This is a genomic window from Roseibium sp. RKSG952, assembly GCF_009711355.1.
This window is the reverse complement of sequence record NZ_SMMF01000937.1, coordinates 17,095-37,215: the sequence shown is the minus strand read 5'-3', so window position 1 is coordinate 37,215 and position 20,121 is coordinate 17,095. Positions and strand designations below refer to the sequence as shown.

General features: G+C 54.2%; 16 protein-coding genes and 1 tRNA gene. 12 read left to right on the top strand and 5 right to left on the bottom strand.

Annotated features, from left to right (window positions below; genetic code table 11):
* Positions 1-91 precede the first annotated feature (91 nt).
* From E1297_RS26960 to miaA, 4 genes are all read right to left on the bottom strand, one after another.
* Positions 92-1,555 (bottom strand): ABC transporter permease, encoded by a 1,464-nt coding sequence (locus tag E1297_RS26960; RefSeq protein ID WP_155143747.1) that lies wholly within the window; start codon positions 1,553-1,555, stop codon positions 92-94.
* Positions 1,556-1,568: 13 nt separating this feature from the next.
* Positions 1,569-2,615 (bottom strand): ABC transporter permease, encoded by a 1,047-nt coding sequence (locus tag E1297_RS26955; protein WP_155143745.1) that lies wholly within the window; start codon positions 2,613-2,615, stop codon positions 1,569-1,571.
* A gap of 136 nt (positions 2,616-2,751) precedes the next feature.
* Entirely contained in the window at positions 2,752-4,422 is a 1,671-nt protein-coding gene (locus tag E1297_RS26950; RefSeq protein WP_155143744.1) for an ABC transporter substrate-binding protein, read from the bottom strand.
* Between the two features lie 346 nt (positions 4,423-4,768).
* Positions 4,769-5,662 carry a tRNA (adenosine(37)-N6)-dimethylallyltransferase MiaA gene (gene miaA / locus E1297_RS26945; RefSeq protein WP_244327902.1) on the bottom strand — a complete coding sequence of 298 codons (894 nt, stop codon included), beginning with the start codon at positions 5,660-5,662 and terminating at the stop codon, positions 4,769-4,771.
* Between the two features lie 97 nt (positions 5,663-5,759).
* Here miaA and pyrH point away from each other — a divergent pair, with 97 nt between their 5' ends.
* Positions 5,760-6,512, top strand: a complete 753-nt coding sequence (gene pyrH, locus E1297_RS26940) for a UMP kinase (RefSeq protein ID WP_155143741.1) — start codon at positions 5,760-5,762, stop codon at positions 6,510-6,512.
* Between the two features lie 239 nt (positions 6,513-6,751).
* Entirely contained in the window at positions 6,752-8,338 is a 1,587-nt protein-coding gene (locus E1297_RS26935; protein WP_155143739.1) for a BCCT family transporter, read from the top strand.
* A gap of 46 nt (positions 8,339-8,384) precedes the next feature.
* Here the strand turns inward: E1297_RS26935 and E1297_RS26930 are convergent, their stop codons facing one another.
* The gene (locus E1297_RS26930) at positions 8,385-8,765 is read right to left on the bottom strand and encodes a VOC family protein (protein WP_155143737.1); all 381 of its coding nucleotides are present in this window, start codon (positions 8,763-8,765) and stop codon (positions 8,385-8,387) included.
* Between the two features lie 251 nt (positions 8,766-9,016).
* Between E1297_RS26930 and E1297_RS26925 the strand changes: the two genes are divergently transcribed.
* The 10 genes from E1297_RS26925 (at position 9,017) to E1297_RS26880 (ending at position 20,117) form a co-directional block, all read left to right on the top strand.
* Complete coding sequence (locus tag E1297_RS26925; protein WP_155143735.1) at positions 9,017-10,243, top strand: aminotransferase class V-fold PLP-dependent enzyme; 1,227 nt, start codon at positions 9,017-9,019, stop codon at positions 10,241-10,243.
* A gap of 47 nt (positions 10,244-10,290) precedes the next feature.
* Entirely contained in the window at positions 10,291-11,724 is a 1,434-nt protein-coding gene (locus E1297_RS26920; RefSeq protein ID WP_155143734.1) for a deoxyribodipyrimidine photo-lyase, read from the top strand.
* A 61-nt stretch (positions 11,725-11,785) separates the two neighbouring features.
* The gene (locus E1297_RS26915) at positions 11,786-12,994 is read left to right on the top strand and encodes a cyclopropane-fatty-acyl-phospholipid synthase family protein (protein WP_155143732.1); all 1,209 of its coding nucleotides are present in this window, start codon (positions 11,786-11,788) and stop codon (positions 12,992-12,994) included.
* A gap of 16 nt (positions 12,995-13,010) precedes the next feature.
* Entirely contained in the window at positions 13,011-13,451 is a 441-nt protein-coding gene (locus tag E1297_RS26910; protein WP_155143730.1) for a TrgA family protein, read from the top strand.
* Between the two features lie 31 nt (positions 13,452-13,482).
* Positions 13,483-14,598: an NUDIX domain-containing protein gene (locus E1297_RS26905; RefSeq protein WP_155143729.1), complete on the top strand. Its 1,116-nt coding sequence runs from the start codon at positions 13,483-13,485 to the stop codon at positions 14,596-14,598.
* A 68-nt stretch (positions 14,599-14,666) separates the two neighbouring features.
* The gene (locus E1297_RS26900) at positions 14,667-15,701 is read left to right on the top strand and encodes a cysteine synthase A (protein ID WP_155143727.1); all 1,035 of its coding nucleotides are present in this window, start codon (positions 14,667-14,669) and stop codon (positions 15,699-15,701) included.
* Positions 15,701-18,145 carry a DUF3772 domain-containing protein gene (locus E1297_RS26895; RefSeq protein ID WP_155143804.1) on the top strand — a complete coding sequence of 815 codons (2,445 nt, stop codon included), beginning with the start codon at positions 15,701-15,703 and terminating at the stop codon, positions 18,143-18,145. Before E1297_RS26900 ends, E1297_RS26895 begins: the two co-directional genes overlap by 1 nt.
* A 149-nt stretch (positions 18,146-18,294) precedes the next feature.
* Positions 18,295-18,384, top strand: a tRNA-Ser gene (locus E1297_RS26890).
* A 309-nt stretch (positions 18,385-18,693) separates the two neighbouring features.
* Entirely contained in the window at positions 18,694-19,062 is a 369-nt protein-coding gene (locus E1297_RS26885; RefSeq protein ID WP_209016014.1) for a group 1 truncated hemoglobin, read from the top strand.
* Complete coding sequence (locus tag E1297_RS26880; RefSeq protein ID WP_155143726.1) at positions 19,059-20,117, top strand: adenylate/guanylate cyclase domain-containing protein; 1,059 nt, start codon at positions 19,059-19,061, stop codon at positions 20,115-20,117. Before E1297_RS26885 ends, E1297_RS26880 begins: the two co-directional genes overlap by 4 nt.
* Positions 20,118-20,121 lie beyond the last annotated feature (4 nt).

The window sequence follows — 20,121 nt, the reverse complement described above, 5'->3', positions numbered from 1 at the left end:
CTTTGCATCTCCTCGCGAGAGTCAGGGAAATCCCATCATCTGGCTAAAATGTCATTGGAGGCCGGGAGCAAAGCCCCCGGCCTTGATCACATCAGTCCTTCAAGCTTTCCTCACGCAGGCCATCCGCCAGCAGGTTCAGACCCAGAACCAGCGACAGCAAAGCGAGGGCAGGAGGAAGGGCAGGGTGCAGGTAGATCGAGAGCAGTTTACGCCCTTCGTTGATCGTTGAACCCCAGTCCGGGCTTTCCGGCGGAAGTCCCAGCCCGAAGAAACCCAAGGTTCCCAGCAGGATGGTGGTGTAGCCGATGCGCAGGCAGAAATCGACGATCAGCGGACCACGTGCGTTTGGCAGGATTTCCCACAGCATGATGTACCATGGGCCTTCGCCACGGGTTTGTGCCGCTGCCACGTAGTCGCGTGTTTTGATGTCCAATGCGAGACCACGAACGATACGGAACACCGTAGGCGAGTTCACAAAGACCACCGACACGAACACGACGAGAATACCGCCGGGAATGTCGAACAGGTCGAGATAGGTGGGCAGCCCCCAGATGCGATAGGTTTCGGTGTTGACGATGTATCCACCGGTCGAGATCAGCGACAGATAGAGCCAGATAGCGATACCGAGAACTCCGATCAGAAGCGGTGTTCGGAATTTGGGACGCGTGTAGTAGCGCGAGTTCAGCAAAACCCCGATGAACAGGATCGGGAAGATGAACAACACCGCAGCCATATAGTTCGGCACGCCTGTTGCAACGATCTCTGGTGTCACCAGCAGGTAGAACAACAGGATGACCGGGAAGGCGAGGATCAGGTTAGCGAGGAAGGAAAGGAAAGTATCCAGACGTCCGCCATAGTAACCCGCAGGTAGGCCCAGGGTGATACCGACCATGAATGCAAACAGGGTTGCAAGCGGGGCAATCTGCACAACAATCCATGCGCCCTTGACCATCCGGCTGAATACGTCACGAGCAAGATTGTCGCCGCCCAAAAGGTACCAGGCGAACTCACCCTCTTCCGCATTGGGCAGGGGTGTGCCGGGCACTTTGTTTTTCATGCCGGAGACCTGATCCAAGGGATCGTGGGTCACGATGAGGTCGAGCGCACCGAAGATTCCGGTGAAAACCCAGAACATCACCAACCCGAAGCCGATCATGCCAATCGGGCTATCAAACAGCTTGCCATACAGGCCGAGACGCCGTTTGAAGGCGACGGACATGGCAAACAGGATGATCAGAGACACCCATACAGGCAGAAACTGCTGGGAAATGGCGCCCACGATGCCTGCGCTTGTACCCAGCAATACTCCCAGTACCAGATAAGCGACAGCGGCTGCGACAGTAGCCATGAAGGAATAGCGCAGCGCCATTTGTGCAAGCCCGCGGAAGCCACCTCCGGAACTCAGGGTTCCATCGGCATTGACTGATACGGGTGCTTCAGCCTGAAAGATACTTGCCAAAATCCATAGCACGATCGACAGCGCCAGAAGCACAAGCGCGATCATGAGGATTGGGTTGAGAAAGGCGATAGAGCCGGTCCAGCTAAGAGGTTCCATGATCTATCCTCCCTTACGAAATGCGAATGCGCGGGTTGAGGTAGACGTAGCCGATATCTGAAATCAGCTGCGTGACCAGAACCACGAATACGGAGACAACCGAAATGGCCAGCAAGAGCTGGATATCGTTGTTCCCTGCAGCCTGAACCAGCGCCCAGCCAAAGCCCTTGTAGTTAAACAGGGTCTCGACGATCACCACGCCGTTCAGCAGCCATGGGAACTGCAGCATGATGACTGTGAAGGGCGCGATCAGCGCATTGCGCAGCGCGTGCTTCATGACGATGTTCGAGAACGAGACGCCCTTGAGGCGGGCGGTTCGGATGTACTGCGCGGTCATAACTTCGGTCATCGAAGCGCGTGTCATCCGCGCGATATATCCCATCCCGTAAAGGGCAATGGTCAGAACCGGCAGGAAGAAGTTCTCGAAAGTCGGGTTCTCCATTGCCTGTGTCGCGGTTCCTTTGAACCACTTCAGGCCGACGGTGGACGAGGTGAAGATAGCGATGAAGATCACGCCCGATACATATTCCGGCGTCGCCGTCGTGATGATCGAGAATGTAGATAGTGAGCGGTCAAGTGCCGATCCTTCGCGCATACCAGCCAGTACGCCGACCAACAACGCCGACGGTACCATCAGTACCAAAACCCAGAACATCAGGTATCCTGTGTTCCCCAATCGCTTGGACACGATGGTGCCAACATCATCTTTGAAGACAGTCGAATATCCCCATTCACCTTGAAGAACGCCGCAATAACGCGGGGTGTCTTCGGGTGTTGAGCCAGGGCGGACACAGGTGCCAACGAATTGACCGTCGTCGAGGGTATTGGTGAAACCCGGTACGACGCCAAGCCATTGACCGTATTTGAGCAGCATGGGCTCTCGGTATCCCCGGTTCGCAAGCCAGGTTTCCACCTGCTCATCGGACATACGTTGGTTGCCTTGAGTTTTGGCAAGCTTCTCGAGGTTCGGATAGAGATTGGTCAGAAAGAAGACCACAAAGGTCAGGCACAATGCTGTTAAAAGCATCACCCCGAACCGTCTGAGGATAAAGAGTCCCATGATGGCCCCTGTTGTTCAGGTGTTTCCGCAGATCATTGGACCATTCGCTGGCCTCGGACTTCCGGAGGGTTGCCGGGCGTCTGCGGCTTGAAAGGGTGCCCGTTCAGGGCACCCCAGCTTGTATTACTGATCGGGCTTAGGCGGCCCAACCCCACTTATACTGGTGGTGTTCGAACGAAATGTGCATATCCGTTCCGACCAGGCCGTCTTTCATGTGACGGTACAGAGCGCGCCAATAAGGCTGAACGGTTACACCCTCTTCCTGGATCAACGCGGCACCACGGGCTGCTACCTCACGACGCTTGTCCGCGTCCGCGATGGCCAGAGCTTCGTCGAGAATTGCGTCGAACTCAGGGTTCGCCCAACCAAACTCGTTCCAGGCTTCGCCCGATTTGTAAGCCAGTGCCCAAATTTGGACGCCCAGAGGACGGTGGTTCCAGTTGGTCGAGCTGTAGGGATATTTCGCCCAGTCGTTCCAGAAGGTGTTACCCGGCAGAACCGTCCGCTTAACATTGATACCTGCGTCGCGCAGCTGCGCAGCGACGGCATCGGTTGTATTGCGGCGCCAGTCATCGTCGATCGAGAGCAATTCATGCTCATAATCGGCCATGCCTGCTTCTTCCATCAGCTTTTTCGCGCCAGCGGCATCTACAGGCTGCTTGGGCAGTTCAGGATATTCCGGGTGGACCGGTCCCATGTGGTGGTTTTCAGCGGACGAGCCGCGATTACCATAGCCCAGTTCCAGACAGACTTCGTTGTCGACCGCCATCTGAAGCGCTTTTCGAACGCGTTTGTCAGCATAAGGCTGTTTGCCATCCACTTCGGCCAGTTGGTTCGGACGGATCACGAGGGTTGCCATGGTGATCACTTCGGATTTTTCGTATCCGAGACCATCCAGCACGTCGATGAATTCACCAACAGATTCATGCAGCATATCGACTTCGTCGGATTCCAACGCCGCCAGCCATGCAGACGGGTCGGTGCCGTAGTCTGTGTACTCGATCCGATCCAGAGCCGGACGACCGAATACTTCTTCACCCCACCAGGTGTGGTTTTCATTACGGGCCAGTGAGCATTTAACACCAACTTCCAGCTCTTCGATCACATAGGGACCAGTGCCTACGTTGTTAGTCAGGTCGTTCTCATTAAACGAACTGTGCACGATAGCTGCCGGATAGTCCGACATACCCGCAATCAGAGAGATGTCCGATTTTGGCAGGTTGAGCTGAACGGTCTGCGGATCGACAACCTGGATTGCGCCGTCGATGGCTTGACCGGTGCCTTCATCCACGAGAGTTGCAAAGCGGCCCGCCATGGAGTTTGTTTCCGAGGATTTATCGCACCAACGGGCAATATTGCGCGCCACGTCATCGGCGGTGAAATCATCGCCATTGTTCCACTTCACACCCGGGCGAAGCTTTAGCGTGTACTGGGTTGCATCTTCGTTGATTTCCCAACCTTCCAGCAGCATGCCGCGGAATGTACCGTCCGAGTTGTACTCGACCAGGTATTCCAAGGTACCGCGGCTCTGGTTGCCCATTTCGGACCAGTCATAAGTGCGTGGATCCTTCAGGGCGCGAACGCTCATCTGAACGCGCAGAGTACCGCCTTCTTTCTTGACGTCTTCGCCTGCTGCCATTGCAGGGGCTGGTAAACCGATCATTCCGTAAGCAGCTACCGCCGACACACCAAGGCCGGTCGCGCGCGTCAGGAACTCACGGCGATTAAGTTTGCCGTCCCGATACTCTTGGGCATGCATCTCGGCTGCCCAATGAATCGGTGTTCCGGTCATTGTAGTGTTTTCCATGAATGTCTCCCTGTGACACAGTTTTATCTTGAAGATCGTTCGAACTACTCTGATCGGATGCAGCCGATCGGTAATTCCTTGGGTTTTCTTTTTTGGATTCTAAACATCCCCATGCACGACATTCGGCACCAGAATTTACACAAGGTCAATGTTCGAAATCGTCATCCACGATACAAAAACGACATTGATGGCGAAAGTTGACTGGTAATCAATAAAACCGCAGACGGTGTTTCTGTCCGGATTCGCGACATGTTTCTGACCGCAAGATACTGCATACCACGGCATTCAATTTGTCGTGTGTTTGCGGTAACTTCCCGGTCGCAGGTAATGTCGTTGGATTAAAGTATCAAGCTGAGGCGACAATCCAGTTCCAGGATTTCATGCGAGCCCGGAACCATGTCCTTTGGCGCTTGGCGAACTGCCGCGTCGCGATTGTCGCCTTTTCTCTGGCCTGATCGAGTGAAACTTGCCCATCCAGATAGGCTATCAACTCCGGCACTCCGATTGCCTTAAACGAAGGAAGCGCGGGATCATACAACCCGCGCATGGCCTCGACTTCTTCCAGCGCACCGGTTTGCAGCATCAGGTCAAACCGGCGGTTGATCCGATCCAGCAGCCAGTCTTTGTCTGTGTCAAAAACAATCGGAACAGCGTCGCTCAGCTTCAGTATCGGCGGTGGGGTGTCCATCTGCCAATCGCGCAGAGATTTTCCAGTCGCTTTCTGGACCTCCCATGCGCGCTGTACCCGCGCCCGATTTTGCACATCGATCCCATCAAGCGTCTTTCGGTCCACGCCTTGCAACAGGACGTCCAACGACAAACTGTCAGCTTCTGATCGAACTTCTGCAGGCGTTGCGGGTATATCTGCCATGCCTTCGGTAAGGGCAGTAAAGTACAGTCCCGTACCACCTACAATAATGGGGCGCTGACCTGATTGGAGGAGCGGAGTAACCTCTCGCAACCAGTGGCCGGTGGAGTAGGTTTGGTCATAGGTGATGTGACCGTATAGCTTATGCGGAGCCTGTGCTTCTTCCTCAAGCGAGGGTCGGGCAGAGATTACTCGCCAGCAATCATAAACCTGGCTTGCGTCCGCATTCACGATCACGCCGCCATGCCGCTCGGCAATCTGCAAGGCCAGCGCCGATTTTCCCGATGCGGTAGGGCCGACAATGAGCACCGGTTTGCCATCAGGAATAGATGGCAACATGTCACAAATACGGGTCGCAGAATCTTCGTGCATCTGTGGTTGCCTTGTTCCGTACCATTCGCATTGAACCTGCGTGGCTTTTGCTTCATTTTGCGCCGGAAAATAAACCCGTGCCAGCCCGGAGCGCAACATGAGCCTGTCATCCACCACTGAAACCACCGACGCCCCAAAAACAAAGTACAATCGCGTTATGCTGAAAATTTCGGGCGAGGCGCTGATGGGGGATCAGGGATTCGGGCTTCATCCTCCAACGGTTCAACGCATCGCGCAGGAAGTGAAGTCGGTTCATGATCTGGGTGTTGAAATCTGCATGGTGATCGGCGGAGGCAATATTTTCCGCGGTCTTTCAGGTTCGGCACAGGGGATGGAACGGACAACGGCCGACTATATGGGAATGCTTGCCACTGTTATGAACGCGCTGGCCATGCAGTCCGCGCTAGAAGGCGTCGGCGTTTTCACCCGGGTGATCTCAGCGATCCGTATGGACGAAGTTTGTGAGCCGTACATCCGTCGTCGCGCCGTCCGTCACCTTGAGAAGAAGCGGGTTTGTATTTTTGCGGCGGGAACCGGCAATCCCTACTTTACCACAGATACTGCAGCCACCCTACGCGCCAATGAAATGGCTTGCGAGGCGATCTTTATGGGCAAAAACGGTGTGGATGGCATCTATGACAAAGATCCAAAGGCCCATGCGGACGCTGTGAGATATGACACCGTGACCTACGATGATGTGTTGGCCAAGCGTTTGCGGGTAATGGATGCATCAGCTATCGCATTGGCACGGGACAATAATTTGCCCTTGATCGTCTTTGGTCTGGATGAACCCGGCGGCTTCCGTGGCATTCTGGCGGGTGAGGGCACCTATACCAAAGTCCAGGGCTAAAACCGGTATTCCGGCTGCTTCGCCATTGGTGATTCTTTGCATCCGAAACCGGACACCCACCACCCACACTGCGTAAAAATTGTTAGCGAAAACGGCATTTCACGTCGATAAAGTGCGTGTCGTTTTTGCACGAAAAGCGAACTGGATGTCGTTTTTGACGCCTACTCAGTCTCTGCAGATGTGACGCATATTTCTTCCTTGCCTGATGAGAAAGGCACTAAATCAGAGAGGAAGAGATAATGTCCGATAACTCGGAAACCGACTATGAGGTCGGTCAGGACAATGTCCAGATCATGGGTCTGGACGTCCACAATCCGGTCTTCGCTGTTTCGGGTCTAACCATCATTGCTTTCGTGTTCTTCTCGCTCGTATTTCGCGAGCAGGCGGCCGAATTCTTTGGTTGGCTTCGTCCGGCACTGACCAGCAATTTCGACTGGGTGTTCATGATTGCGGCAAACATCTTTGTTGTGTTTTCGCTGATTCTTATCGTGACACCATACGGTTCGATCCGCCTTGGCGGCGACGATGCAAAACCGGATTACAGCTATGCTGGCTGGTTTTCGATGCTGTTTGCCGCAGGCATGGGTATCGGCCTGGTCTTTTGGGGTGTCGCGGAACCAATCTCGCACTACGGTTCATCGCTGGGTGGTGTCGCTGTAGGTGAGGACGGCGTTCGCACCGATTGGGCGCCATTGGGTGCGGGTCTCGAAGATCCCGAAGCCTCCAAAAAGTTGGCAATGGCCGCGACGATCTTCCACTGGGGCATGCACCCATGGGCGGTTTATGCAGTGGTTGCTCTGGCGTTGGCCTTCTTCAGCTTCAACCGTGGCTTGCCGTTGACCATGCGCTCAGTCTTTTACCCTCTGTTTGGTGAGGCAACCTGGGGTCCGCTGGGGCATATCATCGACGTTCTGGCAGTGTTTGCGACCATCTTTGGTCTGGCAACTTCGCTGGGTCTGGGTGCTACGCAGGCGTTGGCGGGTCTGAACTATCTGTTTGATGTTCCGATCACAGATGGGATGAAAGTGCTGTTGATCGGCCTGATCACCGCCTTTGCACTGGTTTCGGTCATTGCGGGTCTGGACAAGGGTGTGAAGCGTCTGTCCGAGGCAAACATGATCCTTGCTGCGGCACTGCTGTTGCTGGTTCTGATCGTTGGTCCGACTGTCGCGATCCTGACGGGTTTCTTCGACAGCATGATCGAATACGTCATTGCATTGCCCGCACTGTCCAACTGGGTTGGTCGTGAAGACACCAACTTCATGCAGGGCTGGACCACCTTCTACTGGGCCTGGTGGATTTCCTGGTCACCTTTTGTCGGTATGTTCATCGCCCGTATTTCGCGTGGCCGTACAGTTCGTGAATTCGTAATCTGCGTCATCCTGATCCCAACTGTCGTTGGTGCATTGTGGATGAGCGTCTTTGGTGGTGCGGCACTGGATCAGGTTCTGTCCGGTTCGGGTCAGGGTCTGTCGGATGCTGCGCTTGAACTGAAAATGTTCAAGATGTTCGAAGCCTTCCCAATGACTGGTCTGCTCTCCTTCATCGGTATCATTCTGGTGGTAGTGTTCTTCGTGACCAGCTCGGACTCGGGCTCGTTAGTGATCGACACCATCACTGCTGGAGGTAAAACCGATGCCCCCACAGCCCAACGTGTCTTCTGGTGTATTCTGGAAGGTGCAATCGCGGTTGTGCTGCTGCTGGGTGGTGGCTTGGGTGCGCTGCAGGCTGCGGCAATCGCAACGGGCTTCCCGTTCGCGATCGTTCTGGTCCTGATGTGCGTTTCGATCTTCATCGGACTGGCCAACGAAAAGCGTCGCAAGTGATGCAGTGAATAAGAAGGGGTCCCGGCGGATTGCCGGGGCCTTTTCATCAGGTTTGGTTCTCAAAGAAACCGACCGAATTTCCGTCCGGATCTTTGGCGTAGAAAAAACGCCCTGCTGGGATTTGGATGGGTTCAGATACAACCTGTCCTCCGGCGCTTTCCACCCGTTTCATGACATCTTCCAAAACACCTTGGGCCGCCAAGTGCAGGGTAGGGCCATTGCCGTTGGTTGCGGGTTTGCCGGGGTAGATGTGCAGAGCGACCCCGATCTCGGGATTTGCAGGTTTGAAAACCGCCATTGGACTGGGGCAGTTCGGGTCAAGCTGCAGATCACCACCTGTGACCGATGAATAGAACGCCATTGCCTTGTCCATGTCGCTGACGGGCAGTTCGCCCCAGACAAGAAAATCCTTGGGAGAGTAGTCCATGAGAAACCTCGTTATTTGTGGATGCGGCAACGATCTCATGCACTGATGACAAGATACGTCATCAGGTTGTTGGTCGGCAGTGGACTATGCTGGATATTACATAAGCGTCAGTATCGATGTTTCCGCTTGAAGGAATTTCCGTGATGCTTCAATCCTTTGTCGAGGATGCCGCGCGGTTGGCTACAAAACCGAGGTGAAAGCCTTTTTTGGGCCTTGGCGCGGTATGGGACTTGATTGAGGAGCTATGTCCGATGAGCACGCTGGACATTGATTTTGTACGGGCACAATTCCCCGCGTTTTCCGAACCCAGCCTGCAGGGACAGGCATTTTTTGAGAACGCTGGCGGATCGTATACCTGCAAACCCGTCATCGACAGGCTGACCCGGTTTTACACACAGCGGAAGGTGCAGCCTTATGCGCCGTATGACGCCAGCCGTCTGGCTGGTGAGGAAATGGATGAAGCGCGCGTACGTATGGCCGCATTGCTGGGCGTCGACACGGATGAGCTGAGCTTTGGTCCGTCCACAACGCAAAATACCTACGTCCTTGCTCAGGCTTTCCGTAAATGGATGAAGCCGGGTGAGGCAATTGTTGTGACCAATCAGGATCACGAGGCAAACTCCGGCCCGTGGCGTCGGTTGGCAGAAGATGGGATAGAAATCCGGGAATGGAAGATTGACCCGGATACAGGTTCGCTGAATCCGGAAGATCTGGAAAACCTGCTGGATGAGAAAACGCGGCTGGTCTGTTTTCCGCATTGCTCGAACGTTGTTGGTGAAATCAATCCTGTTACTGAGATCACGGCGATTGCGCATGCAGCGGGCGCGTTCGTCTGTGTGGATGGCGTGTCCTATGCGCCTCATGGTTTCCCGAATGTGGGTGATCTGGGGCCCGACATTTATCTGTTCTCGGCTTACAAAACCTATGGTCCGCATCAGGGGTGTATGGTCATTCGACGCGCCTTGGGTGAACTGCTGCCCAATCAGGCACATTATTTCAACGCAGATGTTCTGTACAAAAGGTTCACACCAGCCGGGCCCGACCATGCGCAAATCGCTGCGAGTGCTGGTTTGGCCGACTATGTCGATCAACTGTGCGAACATCACGGTGGCCCTGATGGGGGTGCGTCTCAGCGCGGTGCATTCGTGCATGATCTGATGCGGGCGCACGAGGTTGCTTTGCTGCAGCCAGTGCTTGATGCGGTGAAAGATCGGAATGCCTTGCGTCTGATCGGACCTTCAGATGCCACACGTCGTGCACCCACTGTCGCGCTTGCGCTTAATCGAGAGGCAGGTCCGGTCGCGTCGGAATTGGCCGAAATGGGTGTGATGGCGGGCGGCGGAGATTTCTATGCTGTGCGCGCTTTGCAGGCGATGGGAGTAAAGCCAGATCAGGGTGTGCTGCGTCTCAGCTTTACGCATTACACGTCCCGACAGGAAATTGATCAATTACTGGGTGCACTTGACCGCGTTTTGTAATCCAGTTTTCGCTCTGTACCGTATACGGAAGAAAACACAGGGCGATTATGACAGACGAGCGGTCTCCGATCATTTTGTGGTTCCGACGGGATTTGCGCCTGTCGGACCATCCGGCTTTGAGTTCTGCCATTCAAAGCGGCCGGCCTATCATCCCGGTTTTCATTCTGGACGAACTTGCTGAAGGGCTTGGTGCGGCTCCTAAATGGAGGCTGTCACTGGGACTTGATGCGTTTTCAGAGGCGTTGTCACAAACTGGCAGCTCGTTAATTCTCCGTAGGGGCCAAGCACTGGAAACACTGCGGAACCTTGTTGCTGAAACCGGGGCCGGGTCGGTTTTCTGGTCTCGGGCTTATGATCCCGAGGCGATCAAACGCGACAAGCACATCAAAGCGCAGCTTACAGCTGGCGGTGTTGAGGCAAAGTCATTTTCCGGACACCTCTTGTTCGAGCCCTGGACCGTAGAAACAAAATCGGGACAGCCGTTCCGCGTTTTCACACCCATGTGGCGTGCTGTCCAAAACAGAGCCGTGCCGACGCCTGAGCCTGCGCCAAATCAGCTGATTCCACCGTCGATTTGGCCCGCATCCGAAGATCTGGCTTCGTGGAAGTTGGGGGCTGCAATGAACCGCGGAGCGGAAGTTGTGCGTCCTTTTGTGCAGCCGGGTGAGAAGGCGGCGCATGATCATCTCTTTAGTTTTTTGGATCGAGTTGCAAACTACCCGGATCAAAGGGACCAGATGGCAGAAAACGCCACTTCGAACCTGTCGGAATACCTGTCATTGGGCGAGATTGGTCCGCGTACGATATGGCACGTGGTACAGAATGCCGGGCAAACTGGCGCATCGGGGACCGAAGCATTCCTGCGACAGTTGGTGTGGCGCGAATTTGCTTATCATCTGATGTTCCATTTTTCCCATCTTCTGACACGCAACTGGCGGGAAGAATGGGATGGCTTTCCATGGAACACTGACCCCGAACTGCCTGAGGTTGTCGCCTGGAAGCAGGCAAGAACCGGAATTCCGGTCGTCGATGCCGGACTACGTGAGATGTACGTGACGGGTCGAATGCACAACAGGGCGCGAATGGTGGTCGCCAGCTATTTGACCAAGCACCTTATGACACATTGGAAGATCGGTATGGATTGGTTTGCCGATTGCCTGATAGATTGGGATCCTGCTGCCAATGCGATGGGTTGGCAATGGGTGGCTGGCTCAGGTCCGGACGCGGCTCCGTTTTTCCGGATATTCAATCCCCAAACGCAGCAAGAAAAGTTTGACCCTAATTCAAGCTACCTCAGGCAGTGGGTCGCCGAAGGTCAGTCTGACCCATCAGCGACCTCTCTGGCGTATTTCAACGCAGTGCCGCGCTCGTGGGGATTAGACGCCGGTGACATTTACCCTCAACCCATCGTCGGATTGAAGGCTGGTCGAAACCGCGCTCTGACAGCGTACGAAACCCGAAAATCGCCAGTAAGGAATTGAAAACTTGCCAGAAACAGAATCGCGTCCTAGCTTTGACTCAGGACCGCAGAGGGGAGAGCGGATGATCCTGACGACTACTGAAGGGCAGGAAAACCTGCCGAGATATTTTTCGCAAGTCTTCAAGATGCTGACCCGAATGGAGTCGGGCAGGTTGGATATCGCGCTACCAGACGGTCGCGTGTTTCGCGCCGAAGGGGCCAAGTCCGGTCCTGTTGCACAAGTTGACATTCACGATCCGGACGTATTTGCCCGCCTGATCCGGGAGGGAGAGTTAGGCTTTTCTGACGCTTATCTGGAAGGCGAGTGGAGCACACCTGATCTGCGATCCTTCATGGATCTTGTGCACAGAGGGACCGAAGCGGTCTATGACGATTTCACCGGTAGGTTCTTGGTGCGTGCTTATGAGCGACTGCGGTTCTGGTTACACCGAAACAATCGCGCGCAGGCCAAAAAGAATATCTCATACCACTATGATCTCGGGAATGAGTTCTACGGTCTCTGGCTTGATGACACCATGACCTACTCCAGTGCCATCTTTGAAACGGGCCAGGAAAGCCTGAAGAAGGCCCAAACCGCAAAATACGCCAGTATGGTAGACGAAATGGGAGCCAAGCCCGGCGACCACATTCTGGAAATTGGCTGTGGCTGGGGTGGCTTTGCCGAATACGCTGCGAAAGAGCGTGGATTGAAAGTGACGGGCCTGACCATCAGTGAGGAGCAGTTGAAGTTTGCCAGACAAAGAATTGAAAAGGCAGGGCTTTCCGATCAGGTCGAGTTCAAGCTGCAAGACTACCGCGATGAGCAGGGACAATATGACGGTATTGCCTCAATCGAGATGTTCGAAGCCGTCGGACAAAAATATTGGCCTGTATACTTTGATACGGTCCGTGAACGTTTGAAGCCGGGTGGTCAGGCAACACTGCAAATCATCACAGTGGCTGATCACAGGTGGGACGTGTACAAGAACGGCGTTGATTTCATTCAGAAATACATCTTTCCGGGTGGTATGCTCCCCGCGCCGAAAGTGCTCAAAGAACAGATAGCTCGCGCTGGCCTGAATATCGTGCATTCGCGAGAGTTCGGGCAGAGCTACGATCTGACGCTGCGCCGCTGGTATGAGACGTTCAACTCCAAGTGGGATCAGATTGCCGATATGGGGTTTGATGAGCGTTTTCGCCGCATGTGGAATTATTATTTAACCGCATGTGGCGCAGCCTTTGACACGGGTAATTGCGATGTGACACAGATCACTATAGCAAAACCCAGTTAAGGAACGGATCCTACGAATGCCTACTGCTCCAAAGCTTGTTGCCGCTATTTGTCTGATGGTGGTGGCCTTTCTGGTATCCGGCATGATTATCGACAACGGAGAAGAAGGCAAAAGCTATGGCTACTTCACGTTTGTAAACCTGGCCCTAGGATTTGCCTGCGGTTGGGGCATCATGGGCAAACGGGCTGGCCGGGGCTGGACTTCCGCCCTCAACAACGGATTGACCGGGATGGTCTCTTTGGTGTTCTGGGGTTTGTTCGTGCAGGGAGCCTACGAAATGTTCCGCCTTGCAATGCGGCATCGCTATGATGGTCCGTTCGAGGCGGTTCTTGCCATCTTTGAGCTTGGAGTCGAGTTCGGGAAACAGCTTATGGTGCCCGAGATTCTGATCACTTTGGCTATCGGCGCGCTGGTGGCGGGGGTGTTTACTGAACAGGCTGCCCGGCGCTGGCGCTAAGCTCATTCGATTAAAAAGCGAGACGTAATCTTTGTCAGATTTGTTTTTCTACGGCACGTTGCGGTACGTGCCACTGCTTGAGTTGGTTCTGGGACGCAGCAGCGCGGATATATCGTTCACACAGGCAGTGTTGCCTGATCACGCAGTCTATGCGGTCCAGGGGCAGGCCTTTCCCATGATCGTCAACAAAGCAGGAAGTACCGCCGAAGGCATCATTGTGCGCGGCTTGAGCGAGCAAGATCTTGACCGCCTGACGTTTTACGAAGGCGGGTTCGACTATGACCTGCATGTCCATATGCTGACATTACAAGACGGTACCACTGCGCAAGCGCAGGTGTTTTTTCCGGCACCGGATGCATGGGTTCCCGATACGCTTTGGTCGCTGCAGAAGTGGGAAGATGCTTGGGGGGCGATGACCCTGCAGGCGGCGTCAGAAGTAATGGCCTATTACGGTCGGGTTGATGCGAGCCGCATTCAGCGGAGCTTTCCTGCGATCCGCACACGGGCTTGGGCTAAATTGGCCGCGCAGCAGCGCCATACCGGCGATCAGCACGACTTGAGCCGAGACGTGATCGTCAAAAGCCACCGGCGGGCCTACATCAACTACTTCGGCATGGAAGAGATCGAGCTGCAGTACCGGCAGTATGATGGCTCAATGGGGCCGGTGCTGAATCGCAGTGCGCTTCTGCAAGGAAGCGCCGTGATTGTATTGCCCTATGATCCCGTCCGCGATTGTGTCCTGCTGGTCGAGCAGTTCCGGACCCCGGTGTACCTGATAGATGACCCCGAGCCGTGGATGTGGGAGCCCGTAGCCGGCATGATTGATCCGGGTGAGACACCCGAGCAGGCAGCCCGGCGCGAAGCAGTGGAAGAGGCGCAGATCGAACTGACGGCACTGGAGTACGCGGGTGGTGCATACTCATCGAGTGGGTCTTCGACCGAATATGTTTATCTCTACGTTGGGCTTGGCGATCTGATTGAAACAACGGAAAACGGTGGGCTTGCATCCGAAGGCGAAGATATCCGCAGCAGAATCCTGCCTTACGAGGAATTCATGGAGATGGTGGATAACCACACCTTCAAGGATTTGCCGCTTTTGTCGCTGGCGCATTGGCTTGCAAGGCATCGCGAACGCCTGCGAGGATAGCTATCCCTGCTTGTGGTCAGGGCTGAGCGCCTGTACATCTGCGATAATACCAATGAGATGAGGGTGCTATGCGCATTGCACGAGATCTGGCCGACGCAGTAGGTAAAACACCGTTGATCCGGCTGCGCCGCATCAGTGAAGAGACAGGGTGCGAAATTCTCGGCAAGGCCGAGTTCATGAACCCGGGCCAATCGGTCAAGGATCGGGCGGCGCTGTACATAATTCGTGATGCGATTGCGCGCGGCGATCTAAAGCCTGGTGGCACAATTGTTGAGGGCACAGCGGGCAACACAGGCATTGGTCTGGCGTTGGTTGGTGCCTCGATGGGTTTCAAGACAGTCATCGTCATTCCGGAAACCCAGTCCGAAGAAAAGAAGGACATGCTGCGCCTTGCGGGTGCACAACTGGTTCAGGTACCCGCTGCGCCTTATCGTAATCCCAACAACTTCGTTCATTACTCTCGTCGCTTGGCCGAGGAGCTTGCACAGAGCGAACCCAACGGCGCGATTTGGGCCAACCAGTTCGATAACGTGGCAAACCGTCAGGCACATGTTGAGACAACTGGTCCGGAAATTTGGGAACAGACCAATGGCAAAGTCGACGGATTCATTTGTGCTGTCGGTTCTGGTGGAACACTTGCTGGTGTCGCCGAGGCACTGCAGCCTAAAGGTGTGAAGATTGGCCTGGCTGACCCAATGGGGGCCGGGCTGTTTTCCTACTACACCACCGGTGAAATCGCGATGGAGGGTGGCTCGATCGCAGAAGGCATCGGCCAGGTCCGGATTACTAAGAACCTCGAAGGATTCACGCCCGATCACTCGTATCAGATTACCGACAACGAGGCGCTTCCATACATCTTCGACCTGTTGCGCGAAGAGGGGCTGGTTATGGGTGGATCTACGGCGATCAACATGGCCGGTGCTGTGCGGTTGGCCAAGGAAATGGGGCCAGGCCACACGATTGTGACCGTTCTGTGTGACTTCGGGACCCGCTATCAGTCTAAACTGTTCAACCCCGATTTCCTGCGTGAAAAAGAGCTACCGGTTCCTGATTGGATGACCGAAGCGCCGCGCAGCATTCCTGGCGTATTCGAGGACGTATGATGCTGCAGCAGGTTCGCCTGTTCCTTACCCTGATCGCGGTTCTCGTGATCGGTTTTGCTGGCGTCGCATCAGCTCAGCTGACAGATCGTCAAAGCGAATACTACAAGGGGTGGGTAAGCACGGCGAACCGCGCCGAAGCAGTCATCGAAGCCAACCGGGCTTCGAACGCTTCTCTGGAAAATTTACGCGAAGAAATAAATGGTTACAGAGAGGACTTCAATAAAGCCAGGGGCGCTAATACCGAGCGGATCCAAACCCTTGAAGCCCAGATCAAAGCGCTAGGTCCCAAGCCCGAAGAAGGATCGAGCGAGCCTGAAGATATCGCTAATCTTCGCGCTCATCTGGAGACCCAACTGAACAGTTTACGGGTCCCTCGTATCATTTCCCAAGAGGCGTATAGCCGGGCAAATGGTCTGATTAGTGAAATCGATCAGCTTATCCGGGATCGTCAGAAGAAAGAGTTTCTAGAGCGCGGACCTTCCCCCATAAACCCGGTCTATTGGGCGCCAGCATGGGTCGATTTGACCGAGGCCGCGCGCAGTCTTGCCAACGAAACTTTACAGAATTTGCGGTCGGATGTTGTTCGGGAAGAGTTGCGCGATCGTGGCTTAGCCATCTTCGTGTTGGTCGCCATTGCGCTGGTTTTGCTGATTTACGGGAGACAATGGTCCGAGAAGGGCGGAGACTATCTGCGCAGCCTCGGAGGAAGTGGCAGCGGTGTATGGACCTTCATAATCTCGCTGTTTCGGATCATTCTGCCTTGGCTTGGCGTTACACTTTTGGTTCAGGCAGTCGTACTGACGGGTGTTCTGGGGTTACGTGGCGCTCTGCTGTTTCAGGAGATCCCATACTGGGCCGCGATTATTTTCTACTATGACTGGATTGGCCGTCAGATTTTCCTGATGGGGGCGGCTCAGAACTTCACAAGTATCTCATCGAACAAGATCAAAGAACTGCGTGTCTACATTGACCTGCTGGCCGTTATGCTGATCCTGCATGAACTGGCGAATTTGTTCGAGCAGATAGAGAACATCTCAGACGCAACGCAAGCTGTGGTGAGCTTCCCGGTTATTGTGGCAACATCGCTCCTTCTGTTGCGGGTTCGCCAGATCCGGCGCATAGAACCCGATGGGGAAAAGGCAGAAGCCAGCACAACGCGTGCTGCAGGCTTTAGCCAACTCATAGATGTTCTGCGTAAAGCTCTGTTTTTTCTCGGCATCGCGAGCCCGATCCTTGCGATCTTTGGGTATACAAACGCAGCCGAAGCAATCGTCTTTCCAGCAGTAAAGACACTTGTTCTGATCGCAGCGTTGGTGATCGTTCAGCGTTTTATCAGCCTGATTTATGGATGGATTACAGGGCAGGGTGATGCCGCCCGTGATTCACTCTTTTCGGTTCTTGTAGGGTTCGTTCTCGCGATCCTGTCCTTGCCGGTGTTGGCAATTTACTGGGGTGCACGTGAATCTGATCTGAGCGAAGCTTGGTCAAGGCTTTTGCTTGGCTTCGATATTGGTGGAGTTACAATCTCTCCCAGCAATTTCCTGACATTCGTCGCAATATTCGCAATCGGCTATATGCTGACGCGTCTGTTGCAGAGTGGCCTTCGGAATTCGCTGCTTCCTAAGACCAGCATTGATCCGGGCGGGCAGAACGCGATTGCTGCTGGTACAGGCTATGTTGGGATTTTCCTGGCCGCGCTGGTTGCTATCACGGTGGCCGGGTTCGATCTGTCCTCACTGGCGATTGTTGCGGGCGCTCTGTCGGTCGGCATCGGTTTTGGTCTGCAGACTATCGTGTCCAACTTTGTTTCGGGCATCATCCTGCTGGTCGAACGCCCTATTTCCAAGGGTGACTGGATCGATGTGAACGGGATGATGGGGTATGTCCGAGACATTTCGGTGCGTTCAACACGGATTGAGACGTTTGACCGAACGGATGTGATTGTTCCGAACTCAGATCTGATCAGCGGCGTGGTAACGAACTATACACGTGGCAACACAGTTGGGCGGGTGATTGTCCCCGTCGGCGTGGCCTATGGTACGGACACGCGCAAGGTCGAGACTATTCTGGGTGAGATTGCAAACGGACATCCAATGGTTTTGGCAAACCCAGCGCCCAGCGTTGTGTTCCAGGGTTTTGGCGCTGATTCACTGGATTTTGAAATCCGAGCCATCCTGAGAGATGTGAATTGGGTGTTGTCAGTCAAATCTGACATGAACCATGAAATCAATCGCCGTTTCGTCGAAGAAGGTATCGAGATCCCGTTCGCTCAGCGTGACGTGTGGTTGAGAAATCCTGAAACGTTGCAGGCACCGGGTAGTGATAAGCCTAAATCAACCAAGCCTGATGCCGACAATCCGTCGCCAAAAGCAACTTTGGAAAGCTCTGATCCGATCGAAATGACCGAAACTGACCTGTCTCCCGATAACGGAGATGAGGTCTGATAGGCATGTTGGTGAAGACCATTCAGTCAGCGCAAATCTAGTACCGGCGAGCTTTCATACTCGTCAGATAGATTTGCGCAGAAACAGAGCAATTTCGCTGATTTCGGGCCTTGCAAATCTGGTTTCGATGGTTCACATATCGCCGGCACGGAGAGGTGGCCGAGTGGTCGAAGGCGCACGCCTGGAAAGTGTGTAGGCGGGAAACCGTCTCCAGGGTTCGAATCCCTGTCTCTCCGCCATATCACCAAAATTTAGCATAGCATCCTAAGGCTTTTCAAAGTCGCGATGTATCTACACGAATGCACCGCTCATGCGATCATGCTCGGACATCTCATTTTGCCGGAAACCGTGAAGTTAGTACACAAATCTGAGTACATGCAGATTTAGCCAAGTGTTTGATCGCAAGTGTTTGCCTTAGTGAGGAACGGACCGATTGTAGTCGACCATCTACTTTGACCTCGACATCTTAATCATCATAAACATTAACAAAACTATCTATTTGATATAACCTTGTAGTGTTATTGCTGAACGGCATTTGGTTTAGTGTTGTGAGTCAAACGATCTATGAAAAGTACGGCGGGTTCAAAACCATCAGCCGTATCGTGATGTCATTCTACGAAATGGCACTGGATTCGGACGGGATCGGAGTGCATTTCGAAGACATCGACATGCCTCGATTGATCGACCATCAGACAAAATTCGTATCGTCTCTGGTGGGAGGACCGGCATCGTTCAGCGATGAAAGGATCGAAGCCGTTCATCGTCATCTGAAGATAAGCCACGACGACTTTGATGAGATGGCTGAGTTGTTTGGCGAAGCTCTGGCCATGCATGGCATGTCAGATGCCGATATTCAGATCGCATTGTCTGCTATCGAGGGAAAGCGCGCGATCATCGTCGCCCGGGATGCCGCATGAGCATTCTTGCTATCAATGAGCATCTGCTGCGGGCGATTGGGGTCGGCGTGGCTGTCTTGCGCGCTTCGGACCTGACCTTTGTCTTTCACAATGGGCCGTTTGCAGAATGGTTTGGAACTCCGGCCGAAGGGCAGACGCTCTTGGATCTACTGCCCGATCTTGATCAGCGCGAACTGGACGATGTTAAGCAATCCGGTTTGCGATACTCGGCCGAGTTGCAGATCAAGCCCAAACGCCGAACGCTGATATTTGCCACGACAATCTCTCTCGCCAATGGTCTTGAGGAGCAGGTTCTGGTTGTCGAGTGTCAGAACATTACGCGCATCCGTGAACTCGAAAGCATGATCGACAGTTATTCGACCATGGTTGAACGCAATACGCGCGAGTTGGAGCGGGAAAAGGAGCGCGTCGAGCGGTTGTTGCTCAATCTGATGCCTCGTGCAGTCTATGAGGAGTTCAAAACATTCGGCGTTGTCACACCGCAGCTTTACGAGCAGGTTTCAGTGGTCATGCTGGACTTTGTCGGCTTTACCGATTTTGCTTCCCAAACCGATCCAACCGTTACGCTGAGCGAATTGAACGATATCTTCACCGCCTTTGATCGCATCGTCGAGCAGTTCGGTTGTGAGCGGATCAAGACGATCGGTGACGCCTACCTCGCGGTTTCGGGAATGCCGGACGCGACTCCTGATCATGCGACCGCAGTAGCCCACTGCGCGGTCAGGTTCCTGCGTTACCTCGAACGGCGGAATGAGAGCCATCCACATAAATGGCAGGCACGGGTCGGCTTGGGTATGGGGGCCGCCGTGGGGTCAGTCGTTGGCATTCAGAAATACGTCTATGATGTCTTTGGCCCAGCCGTGAACATCGCATCTCGCCTGCAGGTGTTTGCCAACCCGATGAACATCGTTGCACCAGAAGAGATGAAGTACGCTCTGATTGATGAGTTTCAGGTGTCTGACCTTGGGCCGGTCGACATCAAAGGCATGGGTGAGATGAACCTGATCAACGTTACGTCTGGTCTTTCGGTCCCACAACCAAGCAGACATTTCTGAGCAG